General features: G+C 40.6%; 12 protein-coding genes. 1 reads left to right on the top strand and 11 read right to left on the bottom strand.

The features are described from left to right. Window positions 1-117: 117 nt before the first annotated feature. The 10 genes from ACEW8U_RS13555 to ACEW8U_RS13510 form a co-directional block, all read right to left on the bottom strand. Window positions 118-414: a type II toxin-antitoxin system HigB family toxin gene (locus ACEW8U_RS13555; protein ID WP_373522590.1), complete on the bottom strand. Its 297-nt coding sequence runs from the start codon at window positions 412-414 to the stop codon at window positions 118-120. A gap of 85 nt (window positions 415-499) precedes the next feature. Then, window positions 500-1,204, bottom strand: coding sequence for a sulfite exporter TauE/SafE family protein (locus ACEW8U_RS13550; protein WP_373522589.1), 705 nt, complete (start codon window positions 1,202-1,204; stop codon window positions 500-502). Continuing rightward, the gene (locus tag ACEW8U_RS13545; protein ID WP_373522588.1) at window positions 1,205-1,630 is read right to left on the bottom strand and encodes a FixH family protein; all 426 of its coding nucleotides are present in this window, start codon (window positions 1,628-1,630) and stop codon (window positions 1,205-1,207) included. Window positions 1,631-2,266: 636 nt separating this feature from the next. Then, window positions 2,267-3,691, bottom strand: a complete 1,425-nt coding sequence (gene ccoG, locus ACEW8U_RS13540; protein WP_373522587.1) for a cytochrome c oxidase accessory protein CcoG — start codon at window positions 3,689-3,691, stop codon at window positions 2,267-2,269. Between the two features lie 65 nt (window positions 3,692-3,756). Continuing rightward, window positions 3,757-4,701, bottom strand: a complete 945-nt coding sequence (locus tag ACEW8U_RS13535) for a cbb3-type cytochrome c oxidase N-terminal domain-containing protein (protein ID WP_373522586.1) — start codon at window positions 4,699-4,701, stop codon at window positions 3,757-3,759. After that, the gene (locus ACEW8U_RS13530; RefSeq protein ID WP_373522585.1) at window positions 4,688-4,879 is read right to left on the bottom strand and encodes a cbb3-type cytochrome c oxidase subunit 3; all 192 of its coding nucleotides are present in this window, start codon (window positions 4,877-4,879) and stop codon (window positions 4,688-4,690) included. Before ACEW8U_RS13530 ends, ACEW8U_RS13535 begins: the two co-directional genes overlap by 14 nt. A 12-nt stretch (window positions 4,880-4,891) precedes the next feature. After that, window positions 4,892-7,024, bottom strand: coding sequence for a cytochrome-c oxidase, cbb3-type subunit I (ccoN, locus tag ACEW8U_RS13525; protein WP_373522584.1), 2,133 nt, complete (start codon window positions 7,022-7,024; stop codon window positions 4,892-4,894). Window positions 7,025-7,026: 2 nt separating this feature from the next. Further along, complete coding sequence (gene ccoS, locus ACEW8U_RS13520) at window positions 7,027-7,215, bottom strand: cbb3-type cytochrome oxidase assembly protein CcoS (RefSeq protein ID WP_373522583.1); 189 nt, start codon at window positions 7,213-7,215, stop codon at window positions 7,027-7,029. A 2-nt stretch (window positions 7,216-7,217) separates the two neighbouring features. Further along, complete coding sequence (locus tag ACEW8U_RS13515) at window positions 7,218-9,656, bottom strand: heavy metal translocating P-type ATPase (RefSeq protein ID WP_373522582.1); 2,439 nt, start codon at window positions 9,654-9,656, stop codon at window positions 7,218-7,220. A 61-nt stretch (window positions 9,657-9,717) separates the two neighbouring features. Next, a complete protein-coding gene (locus tag ACEW8U_RS13510; RefSeq protein WP_373522581.1) occupies window positions 9,718-10,353 on the bottom strand; it encodes a hypothetical protein in 636 nt (211 codons plus the stop codon). 374 nt (window positions 10,354-10,727) lie between these two features. Here ACEW8U_RS13510 and ACEW8U_RS13505 point away from each other — a divergent pair, with 374 nt between their 5' ends. Beyond that, entirely contained in the window at window positions 10,728-11,396 is a 669-nt protein-coding gene (locus ACEW8U_RS13505; protein WP_373522580.1) for a DUF1080 domain-containing protein, read from the top strand. A 78-nt stretch (window positions 11,397-11,474) separates the two neighbouring features. Here the strand turns inward: ACEW8U_RS13505 and ACEW8U_RS13500 are convergent, their stop codons facing one another. Next, complete coding sequence (locus tag ACEW8U_RS13500; protein WP_373522579.1) at window positions 11,475-14,963, bottom strand: hypothetical protein; 3,489 nt, start codon at window positions 14,961-14,963, stop codon at window positions 11,475-11,477. Between the last annotated feature and the right edge of the window lie 37 nt (window positions 14,964-15,000).

Here is a 15,000-nt window from a genome sequence, read left to right as displayed (position 1 = left end):
AAGCAAATCACTCTCAGGAGTGCCACTTTTTGCATCAAAAATATCTTCTAATCTTTTCAAGGCGACTCTGTAATCTTCTTCTGTTTTAATTGGTTTTAAATTCATAATCATAAGATTTTAAATATTATTTGCATCAATTTTATCATATTCTGAATGAGTTCCAATAAATCTGACAAAAGCCAATTGATGTTCAAAATTAAATTTTATCACTAGTCTATATGAATTTCCTATAATGTTAAAAACAACTCTGCTATCTTTTAAAACACTTGCATTGGCATAACTATGCTTTACTTCATTCGGAGTTTTCCAATCTGAATTCATTGCAGTTTCATACCAGGTTTTCAAATATTGCTCAGAGTCTGGATATTTTTCCCAAAATTCTCTCAAAGTACTTTTTGCAAAGATCCTCTTCATTGTTCTCGATATGGGAACAAATATAAACAATAATTCGCAAAACGGGAACATTTATAAAGTGAATTTCAAAATATGTGGAAACCACTCACTCACACATCGTCATCTCCACCTTTTCAGCCCCATAGTCGAAAACCTGCAGCTTGGGGCTTACATAGTGTATCCCTAATCCCAAGCCCCTGACAATAAACAAAATCCCTATAAACATCGCAAGATAAGGAAGGGCATTGGTCAGTTTGGTTCGGAGGGACAGAGATAGGATTTTGCCGGAGACCATTACAGCGATTAGCATGGGTATTGTTCCAATTCCAAAAAAGACCATGTACATAGCGCCGTATATTGGACTTTGAAGTGCCAAGGAAGCTACCAAAGCAATGTACACCATTCCGCAGGGAAGCAATCCATTCAACAATCCCGAAGCGAAAAAAGCTGGGGTACCCCCTTTTTTTAAAAAATAACCCAATGAAGATTTCAACTTGGAAACTGCACCAAAAAGGCCGGATCGGGTAATTAACCTTTCGGAGCTTTTGTAAAAAAATGCCATCAATAATATCAAAGATCCCATCAAAATGGAAATCCATTGTTGGATTCCTGCCAGGGCCAAAGAAAAACCAATCATACCGATGACCGCACCGAGCATGGTATAAGTAAGCGTTCTGCCTAGGTTATAGATGATTTTATTGCGCAAGAATGGAGAATTGTCTTTGGCGGAAACCGCCAAGGCAATAGGGCCACACATTCCCAAACAATGGAATGAACCCAAAAACCCCAATAAAAATGCCGTCCAGATCACTTAAATATTGATTCTTTTCTCCTCGTAAAATTCCTTTCCATCCTCCGACCAACTCAGCTTGATCCTCCAATAGCCTGGTTTCAGGTCTTTGACATCCACCGAACTCTTATTGGTCTCGGAAATATCAAATGCAATCTTTTGATCAAGTCTCGCATCTGATGGTCTGAATAAGTGTAATGTTCCCTTTGCTCCTTTGGGCAACAGTAAATCCACTTTTTTGAGTTGGCTGTCATAGACCAGCACATTATAGCCAATTTCACTGGCATTGATCATTTTATCAATCTGATCCTGATATTTGATTTCCTCCTCATAGTAATTCTGTGTTACCAGATGAATATCGTCTTGTTTGATACAAAAAGTCACCATCCCGATCATCAAGATTCCGAATATGACTAATGTGATGGTTATTCCTTTTCCCCAGTCCATGTATTTTTTGTTTTAATGGTTGTATTTGTTTTAGTTGTTCCGCTGATGCGGATAGGTTTAATTGTTTGTCAGGTTGTCCCACTTTGTTATTTCGAACGTAGAGAGAAATCTGTTCAGCTTAAGGATCAGACCTCTCCTGCAGTCGAGGTGACAAGGCAAACCTTACTGCTACTCTTGATGCCGTTATTTTATCAACTGTGTCAAAAGGATTTTCCTTGTCATTTCTTCCGAAGAGAGAAATCTATACTGCCTTGAGGTTAATAGACTTCTCCTTTCGTACCAATGACGTTATCGGAGCAGCCGTCATGCTGATCCCGATGGCTATCGGGAGAAGCATCTCATGAGGTTCAGTAAATGATAAATTTGAACATAAATAGGACCTTTTGAGATTCCTCGCACCTCGGAATGAGGCAACCTGATGTCATTACCCATTTTGAAAATTTACAAAATGTTGTAAACTCGAAGTGACAAGGTTACGTCTCTTAATAATCTTAATCATTTTATTGGATCAAGTCTTCTCGTTTCAAATCTCTCGCATCTACTGATGCTAAACCTTCGAGGGTATAAAAAACCTCAAAGGTTAATTCCTCGCATCTTGGTTCTTGACTCTTGGTTCTAACTTCATTCCTCATCCTTCTAAATTCCTCCTTTATAAACCGGCCCCATAAAACTTGTTTTGATCTTATCGATTTCCTTTCCGTTTTGGAGCAATACCAATTTTATTTTTTCTTGGGGTATTTTCACATCTTCGTTGCTTTTTACAATAAAGAACCTCCCTTCGAACTTTGACTGCCCCTCCAAGGTCCAATTTTGATCCCCAACGACCTCAACCCTAAAATCCGGGTCCTCCGTTTTCAATTCCACCGTCTGTGGATCAAAGGTTTTGTTGATAAAGGTCACTTCATATAAGTTGCTGACTTCACCTGTATCCCGGGCCTGATAGGTCATTCCCCTAAATCTTGTAACAGTAGCACCCAAATCATCTCTAGTCGCAATCAAAGCCACAAATGCTCCCATTAAGATTATCAACATCAATGAATACACTTTTACTCTTGTTGTAATCAGCTTTTGGGTTCTTTTTTCCACACTATTATCAGATGCATAGCGGATAAGGCCTAAGGGCCTGTCCACTTTCTCCATGACTTCATCGCAGGCATCAATACAGGCGGTGCAGTTGACACATTCCATCTGAACGCCATTTCTGATATCTATACCAGTAGGACAGACCTGAACACAGAGGTTACAATCAATGCAATCGCCCTTGGGACTTTCTTCAATTATATTTTTTCTTATTGGAGCCCTTGGTTCACCCCTGACGTGGTCATAAGTGACGTTAATGGAATTGGCATCTAACAAAACCCCCTGAAGTCTTCCGTATGGACAAACCACAATGCAGGCCTGCTCCCTAAACCAAGAAAAGACAAAGAGAAAGACTCCGGCAAAAGCCATCAATCCTATAAATCCTGCCATATGTTCTGATGGTGGCTGACTTACGATTTCTTTGACCTGATCCACACCGACTAAATAAGCCATGACTAAATGGGCAATGGCAAGGGAAATCAAAACAAACAGTGTCATTTTAAAACCCTTTTTCCAGATCTTCTCCCCGTTCCACTCTAGGGCATTCAGCTTACGTTGTTGATTAGCATCTCCTTCGATCCAATTTTCTATCTTACGGAATACCATTTCCATAAAGAGGGTCTGTGGACAAAACCAGCCACAAAAGATCCGTCCGAAGACCGCTGTAAAGAGGATAACGAACACAAATAAAATCAAAAGCAGAAAAATGAGTAAATGGGTATCCTGTGGCCAGAATGCCGCACCGAAAATGATGAATTTCCTCTCGAAGATATTGAACAGCATATAAGGCCTACCTCCAACTTGGATAAAGGGCCCTGCAAAGAGAATGGCCAACAAAACCCAAGAAAGATAAGTCCTCCAACGGTAAAACTTTCCGGATACCTTTTTGGGATAAATCCAGTTTCGCTTTCCATCTTCCTTTACACTGCCTAGGGAGTCCCGGAATTTATCAGGATCCAACTGAGGATTATTTTTACTCATATTTCCTATAATAAATCCCCTGAAGTTTTCATTTAAAATGACCGATTCAGGGGGTTGATTTATTTTTATTGATCTTCCCTTTCTACAGGTTCAAGCTCCAAATCATCTTCTGTCAGGGCATCGATCGGCTGTTCTATAGCAGGTTCATACTTTTCTCCTTCAGGTGCCTTGGGGTTTACAGGAGTAGTTCCCACCATGGTCAATATATAACTGGAAACATTTTGAATTTCTTCTGGACTTAATTGATCCTGCCAAGGGATCATTCCTTTTTCCACCACGCCATATTTCACTACGCTGAAAATATCGTTAATGGATCCGCCATGTATCCAATATGCATCGGTCAGGTTTGGACCTATTCCACCCCCACCGTCAGAGGCATGGCAAGCCACGCAGTTGGTATCAAATATTTTTTGACCAGATTCCAAGGCCTGAGTGGTTGCATCGAAGGTCACTGTGTTTTCATCTATACTTGTCAGGGCCAGGGCATTCCACTCTTCAATCTGTATGGCAGCGATTCTCTGCTCTTCCGAATATTCCTCTATCTGCGTTTTGCCGATTCCCAGCACGGTATAATAGCTAAAGTAGAAAACCGCAAATGCTATGGTCACATAAAACACATTTACCAACCATGGCGGCAAATGGTTATCCAGTTCCACTATGCCATCATAGGAATGATCCAACAGGAGTTCTTTTTCCTCTTTGCCCCCAACCGGTTTTAATTTTCCGGTGATAAATTTCAATTTAAACTCATCCCACCAAGATGGTTCATTGGCTGTTTCAGGATTCTCTTTTTTGAAAACTGCCACCATGAAGGACATGAGGTATATCATCAAAATCAAAAGCAGCACAATCACTCCCAGTACGACAGCCATGATAACCAATAAGGTCAACTGACTGCTTTCCATTTGTTGCATTTTTGAAAACCAGGACAATTCACTGGACTGGGCCATGGCAGGAAGAGAGCTAAAAATCCCTGCCAACAGGATCAATATGGATTTAAACTTTTTCATAGGGGCTGTTCTTTGGTGTTTCATCATCTAAAGGCATTTCCTTCATGTGATCGATATACTTTTTGTCAACTCTGATTACCCATATAAACATCCCGACAAAGAAGATCACAAAGATCAGTAAGGATATGATGGGATATATTTCTATGTTCTCAATGGAACTTAATATGTCTTTTTTCATAGCATCGGTTGATTAAGGATTAGAAACAGTTGTTTTCTTGATATCAGTACCCAATCTCTGCAAATAGGCAATCAACGCAACTATTTCAGAATCTGGCAATACTTCTACACCTGAAGCCTTTAGATTGGCTACTATTTGGTCTGCCTGAAAAGACAAATCTGCATTGGCCTGCTGATCATATCCTTCAGGATATGGAACACCCAACTTTTGCAGGGTTCTGATTTTAGCAGGCAAATCTTGATGATCCATGATATTAGTGGACATCCAAGGATAAGGAGGCATCAATGAACCTGGAGACATTGTCCTTGGGTCCACCATGTGGTGATAATGCCAACTATCAGGATACTTTCCTCCTACTCTATGCAAATCAGGGCCGGTTCTTTTGGATCCCCAAAGGACAGGCCTGTCATAGACAAATTCTCCGGCTTTGGAATATTCTCCATATCGCTCAGTTTCCGACCTAAATGGTCTGATCATCTGAGAGTGGCAGCCGACACAGCCATTGGATATGTACAAATCCCTACCCTGAAGTTCGAGAGGTGTATAAGGCTGTACACTGCTGATAGTAGGCACATTGGATTTAACCAATATAGTAGGAATAATTTCTATAACCCCGCCAATCAAGATGGCTATAGTGGCAAGAACAGTAAAGAACAAAGGTTTTCTTTCCCATGCCCTATGCCAAAATTCTCCTTCATGCTCAACATGAGGTTTCAATGCCGGAGCTTCATCAGCTTCATAGGCTATAAAGGTTCCTTGCTTTGCAGTCTTTACCATATTGTAAACCATGAGAATGGCTCCCGATAAGTAAATAAACCCTCCAAAAGCCCTTAAAATATACATTGGAACAATCTGAACTACCGTTTCAAGGAAGTTGGGATAAGCCAATCTACCTGCCTCTGTGAATTCTTTCCACATCAATGATTGGGTCAAAGCTGCTACATATAAAGGGAGTGCATAGAATACAATTCCCAAAGTACCCATCCAGAAATGGGTCGTTGCCAATTTGGTGGAATAAAGGTTAGTCTTCCACATTTTAGGCCATAGCCAGTACAACATGGCAAAAGTGAAGAATCCATTCCAGCCCAGGGCTCCAATATGCACGTGTGCAACGATCCAATCTGTATAGTGGGCAATGGCATTTACATTTTTCAATGAAAGCATTGGACCTTCAAATGTTGCCATACCATAAGCCGTCACAGCCACCACCATGAATTTCAGTACAGGATCAACCCTTACCTTATCCCAGGCACCACGAAGTGTCAAGAGTCCATTGACCATACCTCCCCATGAAGGGGCTATCAACATAACTGAGAAAACAACGCCCAGTACTTGCGCCCACTCAGGCAAAGCTGTGTAAAGCAAATGGTGAGGTCCAGCCCAGATATAAAGGAATATCAAAGACCAAAAGTGTACAATTGAAAGCTTATAGGAATAAACTGGTCTATTTGCGGCTTTTGGCAAATAATAATACATCAATCCCAAAAATGGTGTAGTAAGGAAAAACGCCACGGCATTGTGTCCATACCACCATTGTACCAATGCATCCTGTACACCTGCATAAGCAGAATAACTTTTGAACAAGGAAACAGGTAATGCCAATGAATTGAAGATATGCAGCACAGCAATCGTCACGAAGGAAGCCATATAAAACCAGATGGCCACGTACATATGCTTCTCCCGTCTTTTGATAAGTGCACCGATCATATTCGCACCGAAGGCCACCCAAACCACCGCAATCAATATATCTATCGGCCATTCCAACTCTGCGTATTCTTTGGAAGAAGTCAATCCCAAAGGCAAAGTGATGGCCGCCAATAAAATGACAGTCTGCCAACCCCAAAAATGAAACCAGCTCAGCGCTTTGTTCCACATGGGTGTTTTCAGTAAACGGGGCATTGAATAATAAACTCCTGCAAAAATCGCATTACCGATAAAGGCAAAAATCACTGCATTGGTATGCAGGGGTCTTATCCTACCATAAGTGGTATAGGGATTTCCAAGGTTCGCTTCGGGGAGAAAGAGCTGGATGGCCGCAATCAATCCTACCAGCATTCCCACGAGGCCCCAGGCGATAGTGGCGACCCCGAAGTACTTTACGATCTTATTATCGTAATTGAACTGTTCCAGTGTTGTTACTGACATACTTACTTCGATTTAGTTGTTGATGGTACTTGTTTTTTATCTTTTGTTTTGGTTTCATTTTCAAAAAGGATCCTGATGGCAGGAGTGTGGTTGTCATCAAATTGGCCCGACTTCATGGCCTTGAAAAACAGGAACAAAAATGATCCTGCTAAAACTAAACTGATGGCGATTAGGATAAAGATTACTTCCATGGTTATAATATATTATCTTTTAGGCCTCTTTTATAGGCCATATAGTTTGTGGTCAAAGTGGTGAATAGTACTACTGAAAGACTGCTGATAGGCATAAGAATCGCACAGAAAACCGGACTGACAAGCCCTTGAACCGCAAAATACACCCCTACAAAATTGTAGGTGAAACTCAGTCCAAAACTGGCTTTGATGATATTCTTGCTGGTTTGGGCGAATTTGAGAAATACGGGCAATTTTTGGATCATTGAAGCATCCATGATGGCATCAGACGCAGGTGAGAAATTTGTAATTTTATCAGTGAGTGCAATTCCGACATTTGCCTCCCTAAGTGCCCCGGCATCATTCAGCCCATCGCCGATCATCAGGGTATTTGCTTCATTTTCGTTCAATTGCTGTATATATGACAGCTTATCAGTAGGACCTTGATTGAAATTCATCAAGATCTGATCACCAAATATTTTTTTGAGATTGATCCTTTCATGGTCTTGATCCCCTGAAAGAAAATGAACTGTTCTTTTCTGCTGAATTTCTGACACTACTTCTTTAATTCCTTTTCTAAGTCCACTCTGAATATAGAAATAGCCGAGTATCGAATCTTCAATGGAAAAAAATACTAAGTTTCCACCCTCAGGTAAATTTTTATTTTCGGCACCAACAAATTCCGCTGAGCCCAGCTTTATTTCTTGGCTTTTGTAAATGGTACGGATACCTTTTCCTTGTATTTCTTCTACTTCAAGTAGACTCAAGCCTTTGATTCCATCAAAATAAGTATTGATCCTATTGCTCAGGGCATGGGTAGATTGGTTGACCATCGATTTGATCAGAGATTTTGATTCAGCCAAAAGTGGTTCTCCGAAATATTTCACTGAGGCTTGTGATGGAGCAGTCAATGTACCCGTTTTATCAAAAATCACTGTATCCACTTTTGAAAGTCGCTCTATGACCTGAGAATTTTTAAGGAAAAATTTTCCTTGGCCAAAAACTCTCAGGGTATTTCCCAAAGTAAAAGGAGTGGACATCGCCAAAGCGCAAGGACAAGTAATGATCAGAACAGAAATAAAAGACAATACCCCCAAAGCAACCTGACCTTCCCAACTCCAATACACCAATGCTGAAAGTGCTACCAACAAAACAGTAACCGTGAATTTTCCAGAAATTCTATTGGCGAGGGATTCCAAGGAATTTGTTTTTTCTTTTTCGAAGGAGTCATTGTTCCACAAACCTGTAAGGTATCCTTGAGAAGGTGATTTTTGTACAGTCAATAGTAGTGATTTGCCTTTCTGCCTTCCACCAGCATAAATCAGTTCTCCCCTCTTCCTGATTACAGGCACTTCCTCTCCTGTCACAAAGCTGTAATCAATAAAAGCTTCTCCTTCCAAAAGAATACTATCTGCCGGAACCAACTCTTCATTCCTGACTTTGATGATATCCCCAACATGGAGTTTGATCAAAGGAATAACTTCTTCTTCCTCCCGGACAATTTTAGTAACAGCAACAGGAAAATAAGATTTGTAGTCACGGTCAAATGATAGGGTATCAAAGGTTTTTTGTTGGTAAAATTTGCCGATCAGGAGAAAAAACAATAACCCACCCAATGTATCCATGTAACCTTCATGACCCAAACCAAAAATATCATAAAGACTATAGGTAAATAAAGTGATGATACCGACAGCTATGGGCACATCCATATTGACACCTTTGTTTTTGACTGCGATCCAAGCTGATCTGTAATAATCAGTGGCCGCATAAAAAAACACTGGAAGTGACAATAGCACATTGAGGTAATTAAAGGTCTTTTTGAATCCCCTCCCCAATAATTCAGCTTCTGCAAAATATTCCGGCAAGCTAAACAACATCATGTTGCCAAAGCAAAAACCCGCAACTGCCAATTTGTAAATGAGTTTTTTGTCGCTTGTTGGGGCTGCCTTTTTATCAATATCAGACAGATTGATACTGGGCTCATAACCTATTCGGGAGAGTAGACTCACTACCTCCCTTAGGCTGATTTCTTCCTGATGGAATTTGATCTGTACTATTTTCTTAATAAAATCAACCCTTCCTGAAACAATTCCTGAATTGATTTTATGGAGATTTTCAAGCAACCAAATGCATGAGGCACAGTGAATCAGAGGTATGGAAAATGAAACATGAGTTTCACCGGAATTTTGAAAATCAACAAGTTTGCTGATAATATCAGGATCATCCAAATAGTCAAACCTGTTGTTTCTAGAGGAAACGGACTTTTGGCTTAAGCCAGGGTTATCCGCAATTTCATAGTAAGAGCAGAGGTCATTTTCACTTAGAACCTCATATACCAATTTGCAACCCGTACAGCAGAATTCCTTTCCATCAAAAGGAAGGATTTCTTCTTTACAGTCCTCTCCGCAATGATAACAGGTGGATTTGGAAGGTTGGTCAACTATTTGGTTAGGATTATTCATTGGTACAAGTTACATTTCTAAAATTGTTAAAAGCATGATAAAAATCATCTTTTGATAATATTTAAAATGACAGATAAAAAGATAAGCGATCGTACCACATACCGCCTTTATAGAAATGAAATAAGACTTTTGCCAAATCTGATTGGTAATTTTTGGAGGTAACCAAAAGGGTGCATTGATGCTTGCCGGCATAAGACCAAAAATCTCCTATTCGGTTGAAGTTGAATTTGATGAAAGATGTTTCTGAGGTTGCATTACTTACCAATTGGACCAATTCCTGTTCTTCTTTGAGTTTTGATCTGGGAATAAAGGAGGGCGAAATAATGGTAGCTTTGCTGCCCTTAATATTCTCTGAAAAAAGTTCAATAAAATTCTTAATTAGTTTTGCTGAACCCGGTGTGCCATCATAGTGGAACAGTATGCTGTCGGTAGACATTTCTTTGTCAAAAAGCAAGACCGGGATTTTGCAGGGCACATTTTCCAAGGCCCTAGGCATATCAAGACCATGAAGCCAATCCAGCACTTTTGGCAAATGTGCAGAAAATAAGGTAGGCCCTTGTTCAGGACTGCAAATTATTCCTTTTCCACCTTTGGAAAGATGGCCGGAAAAACCCGGTGGCAATTTCTCACAATAATGTGAGGAGATAATTGCCTCAGGCACTGCAAAGTTTTCCAACCTTTCTGTTTTAACTTGCATAACTTCAATCATTTTTACAAAACTATACTTAGTGACGAATTTGCGAAGTGATATTAAGAAGGTACAAATATGACTTTGGTCATACTTTTAGAAAAAGCTGGATGAGAGGCGAGAAGCAAGAAGCCAGACCTTTGAGGTTTTTTTTTAACCTTGAAGGTCATTTATAGAAACATGAGCCAAGAAACAAGAGCAGAATCGAGAGCGAAGGACCAGAACCAAAGCTTGCCCCGGGTATCTGGAATTCAAGAACATCTCACCATTAACACATTCCTGCCCAAGTCAGGCGGAGATTTCGATGAGAGAGAAAAAGAATGACTAAAAATTTCAACCCATCTTATAATTATGGTAATTTCATAGAACCAAATCCTGAAACTATGATGACCAGATCAATTCTACTGTTTTGCTTTTTATTTCTGTTAAACCCACTGCTATTTGCCCAATCCACATCCCTGTTTAACGGCAAAGATCTGGAAGGCTGGTATATGGATGTTCCCGATCTTGAAAAAGACAGCAGTCTGAGAATACCTTTTATTGTAAGGGAGGGAATGTTGGTGAGTTTGGGTACGCCTCAGGGCCATCTGATTACGGAAAAGGAATTCGAGAATTACAGGTTGGAAGTGGAATACAGGTTTCCTGGTAAACCTGGCAACTGTGGAGTTTTGGTGCATGCTTCCGCTCCTCGTATACTTTATAATATGTTTCCCAAATCCATTGAAGTTCAGATGATGCATGAAAACGCAGGGGACTTTTGGTGTATAGGTGAAGACATCCAAGTGCCTGACATGGAAGAAAGACGTGGGCCAAAAGACAATTGGGGAGTAATAGAAGGCAAAGGACGACGGATAATAAACCTTACTGATAATTCAGAAAACCCCAAAGGTGAATGGAACCACATGCTCATCGAATGTAAGGATAACACCATCAAAGTTTGGGTAAACGGGGATTTGGTCAACCATGGTTTTGGTGCTACAGCTACCAAAGGAAAAATAGCTATACAAGCTGAAGGGGCTGAAGTTGAGTTTAGGAAGTTGGTATTGTATTGAAAAATAAGGTATTTTAACTAGATGGAAGCGTCTTTAATGCTTCAGGTGATATTGTAAAATGAATGGAAAATCACCCTCTTAAAAAAGCGCCGTCACCTGCATCCTTCCAATATGCACCACCCTTCCCAATCCTTCTGAATTCCTCCCTTCATAGACCATATTCATCTGGAGGCCCTCACCGATTTTCTGCAGCCAGTTGAGGGACCAAGTAAAGTTATTGCCGGGAGTCAAGGCCTGTAACATTTCATATCCTGTTGGGGTGTTGGGCTGTCCGTTGTAGTCAATAAAGACATATTTGAAATTAGCGTTGATGGTGGTTTTGATGGCTTGGGCGTAGCGCAGGTCAAGTCCCATCTGATGAAGTGCAGCCCTTTCTTCAAATTCCTGATTGGCCAAGTTCAGTTTGTCGGTATATTGATAGGTCATTGTTGTCCGAAAAAGACTGCTCGGCTGCCATGCCAATTCCGGTCCGAAACCATATTGCTCAATATTGAAATTTCTATTATCCAGGAAATCGGAATTTGCTATTCTGTTTCCCGTCTGAAGAATTAGCCTCAAGTTTACCTGTGGGTTAAAATTGTAACGGGTATTGAGTCTCCAGTCCTTTTGCGTCAGGTCATCAAAACCGCCTGCGAGCAATTGTTTGTTTTGACTGTCAAAAAGAGAAAGGTCAAAACCGTATTTTGCAGAGGATCGGTTAAAGAAAAAGGAAGTGCGGATCACCTGTCTAACCGATAAAAGATCTTCAACAGCAAATCCTCCTACAAATGGGTTGATACGGTCCCAGAAATCATCAGAGGTGATTTTCTTTTCAATGCTCAAACTAGTGGTATTGGAAAATTTCTGCAAAAACTGCCTTATCCCTTTTTCTTTACTCCAATCATCTGGAAATTTGGCATTGAGCCTGTAATTGAAAATAGTATTGAAAGCCTGCACAAAATCGGTGGTAGGTACAAACACTTTGATAAAGCTTTTTTCGTCAGGATTGATGGCAATATAAAATTCATTGAGCTGCTGAATCCCGTCCTCGTTGTCATCCCTCCAAGCATGAGTACCATCTCCTGTAGGTACCGGTAAAAAGACAAACTCCCTCCTGAATTCCCTGCCATTGCCAAGCGCATAGCTGAGTTCATTCCTGATATTCCCTTTCCACATATTACCCAGATAATCAATCTTACTGAGCACCGTGGTCTCCGCATCCTGGACTGTTCTCAAAAACTCCAGTTTTCTGTAGGTAAAAGTACCCGTCAGGTCATGTCCGCCAAACCTCCTTTTCAATCCTACCATCGTTTGGAATGCCTCAGTATCCGGAGTCATTTGACCAAGGACTGGAAACTTATCCTCCCTGACAGATGCATTGACAAAGAAAGAATAGGGCAGCGTATCATTGCTCTCAATAAAAAAGAAATGCTCCAAAAAATTCATGGCAGTACTGACCACCGAATCCCGTTCTACATTGCTCACTGCATTTCTGTCCAGGATCAATCTATAACCGGGAACCAATACCTTAGACTGGTATCTTATATCACCTGTGTATCTTAGCCACGAGGAGTTCAGATCCCTCACATCACTGTCGAGTAAAAAAAAATCATTTCGGACCAAAACCCGCTTACCCAATTCTTGGTTCCATTTAGCCAAATGCTGCGTCCCTGCCAGAATATCCCCTCTGTTTCTAAGATTGAACCGATAGCTAAAAGTATTTTTGATATCCTTGGTAAGTTCCACTTGGGAAGTCAATATCCTTTCATGTCCCGCTTCCAAGACATCTTGAGGTGTCAAACTCCAATCCCTGTCAAATTCGATGTACCTGAGCCGGTCGATAAAACTAAAGTGATTGGAATTATATTCCAGCTCCGCCAGTGCTCTGAATTTGTAGTCTTTTAACTTGTCAAAAGACCTGTTTTCAGACATTATCCCCGATTTGATGGCAAAGCCATTATTGTCTTCATTGTTAATTGAGGAAAATAGGTTATGATCCACATTTGAAAAAGCCATCTCGGTATATACCTGTTCATATGAACTGAGCTTGACCCTTGTACCTGCTGTAAACATTTGTTTTTTGTTAGGCGATGGTAAAGGAGAGAGAATCGAATAATTGCCCTGCGGTTCACCACTTACCGGAGGCCTAAAGACATACACAGGTCCATTTGCAATCTGTCTGTCCCTGACATAATCGCCATTTCCCAGCCCCACTTCGCTGAAAGAAACCGCAAAATGGGCTACTTCAGGATCTGTACTATATTCAAAATAGGTGTTGGGATTGCCATTATCATCCAAATCCTGAACCCTCCTGTATAGAATCCGATTTGGATCAAAAGGGATGCTGTCTACTCTTGGCACTGATGCTGCATCAAGGTCATCTCCTACTGATGCCAGCAACTGTTTGTCAGCATCAGAAAACTCAAAGAATAGAGGCCTGTTTCTGTTATCCTGTTCCCTATAAAAATTCATATAAACAGAGACCTTTTCTGCCTCCTGAATGTGATTGGCTGTAAGAATAGACCGGGAGAAGTTCCTTTCAGCATATTCATAATCAATCCTGATCCTCGTATATTGGGTAATCAGGACATTGGGTGTAAAAGTAATCTCCCCCTGATTATAGTCAATCACATAATCATAATTGAATCCCCTTTGAAGCTGCCTTCCGTCATAGAATACCCTTTCTGAGTTTGCCATGACGATCACAAAACGTTCATTTTGAGGGCCGGGTATTCTATAAGGCCCCAAAGTTCCCTCACTGACCTCCAGGACAATTGAAGCAAATTTGCCTTTTGCCACAGAGGCGGCTGCTTGAGTGGAAGCTTTCCACTTTTCCCCCAATTTGTATTGGGTAGTCATTTGAGCTCCCTGAACATTTTTGTAATAGCGCAAAAACTCGGATTGCCTTTGCTGTAAAACTACATCCCCTGCTGCAAGATTAAAATCATCATTGTATAATTCCACCAATACGTTATCAAAATCCTGCAACTGCTGGGTATTTCCTTCAGGCTGAAAGGGTACGTTTTGGTCCGATATACTTGCTCTGATATTCAGATTTTCTGCCAACTGCCCGTTCATCTGAAGGTTGAGCGAAGAGTTGACAAAAAGATTTTGGGTATTTCCGAAGGATATTCCCCTAGTGAGGTTTCCGGATTTGTTAAGGTTGGTGCTAGGAAAAAGTTCTTCTCTAAAATCAAAGGAAGGCAATGCTTTGACCCTATTGTCCCTAAACAATGCCATGGAATCATAGTCCGCCAATAAAGTCCTATTTGCTACTGTCTGATGAAAACTATATGGAAAAGTCCTGAAGCAAACCAATACGGAATCAGGTATTGCAGAATCGTTAAATTGAATGCTGAGATATCCTGTGCTGAGATGGTAAGAAAAGGGATAAGTTTTTTCATCACTGTCCACCACCCTGATGCTTTCTTCCAAAACACTGAGAGAATCAAGTAAAAAAGGCTCCTGAAAAACATCAGCTGTTATCCACTTGCAAGTTTCAGATTGGGCAAAAATGCTTATCTGAAAGCCTGTTGTCAAAAACAGGAAAACAACCAAGTACCCAAACCTATACATTCTGAACTGCATATAACCTTGCTAAGGTAATATTTTAAGCAAAAAGATT

The organism is Aquiflexum sp. (genome assembly GCF_041751335.1).
Lineage (GTDB): Bacteria > Bacteroidota > Bacteroidia > Cytophagales > Cyclobacteriaceae > Aquiflexum.
Note: the sequence above shows the minus strand (reverse complement) of the source record. Positions and strands in the feature narration are given on the sequence as shown.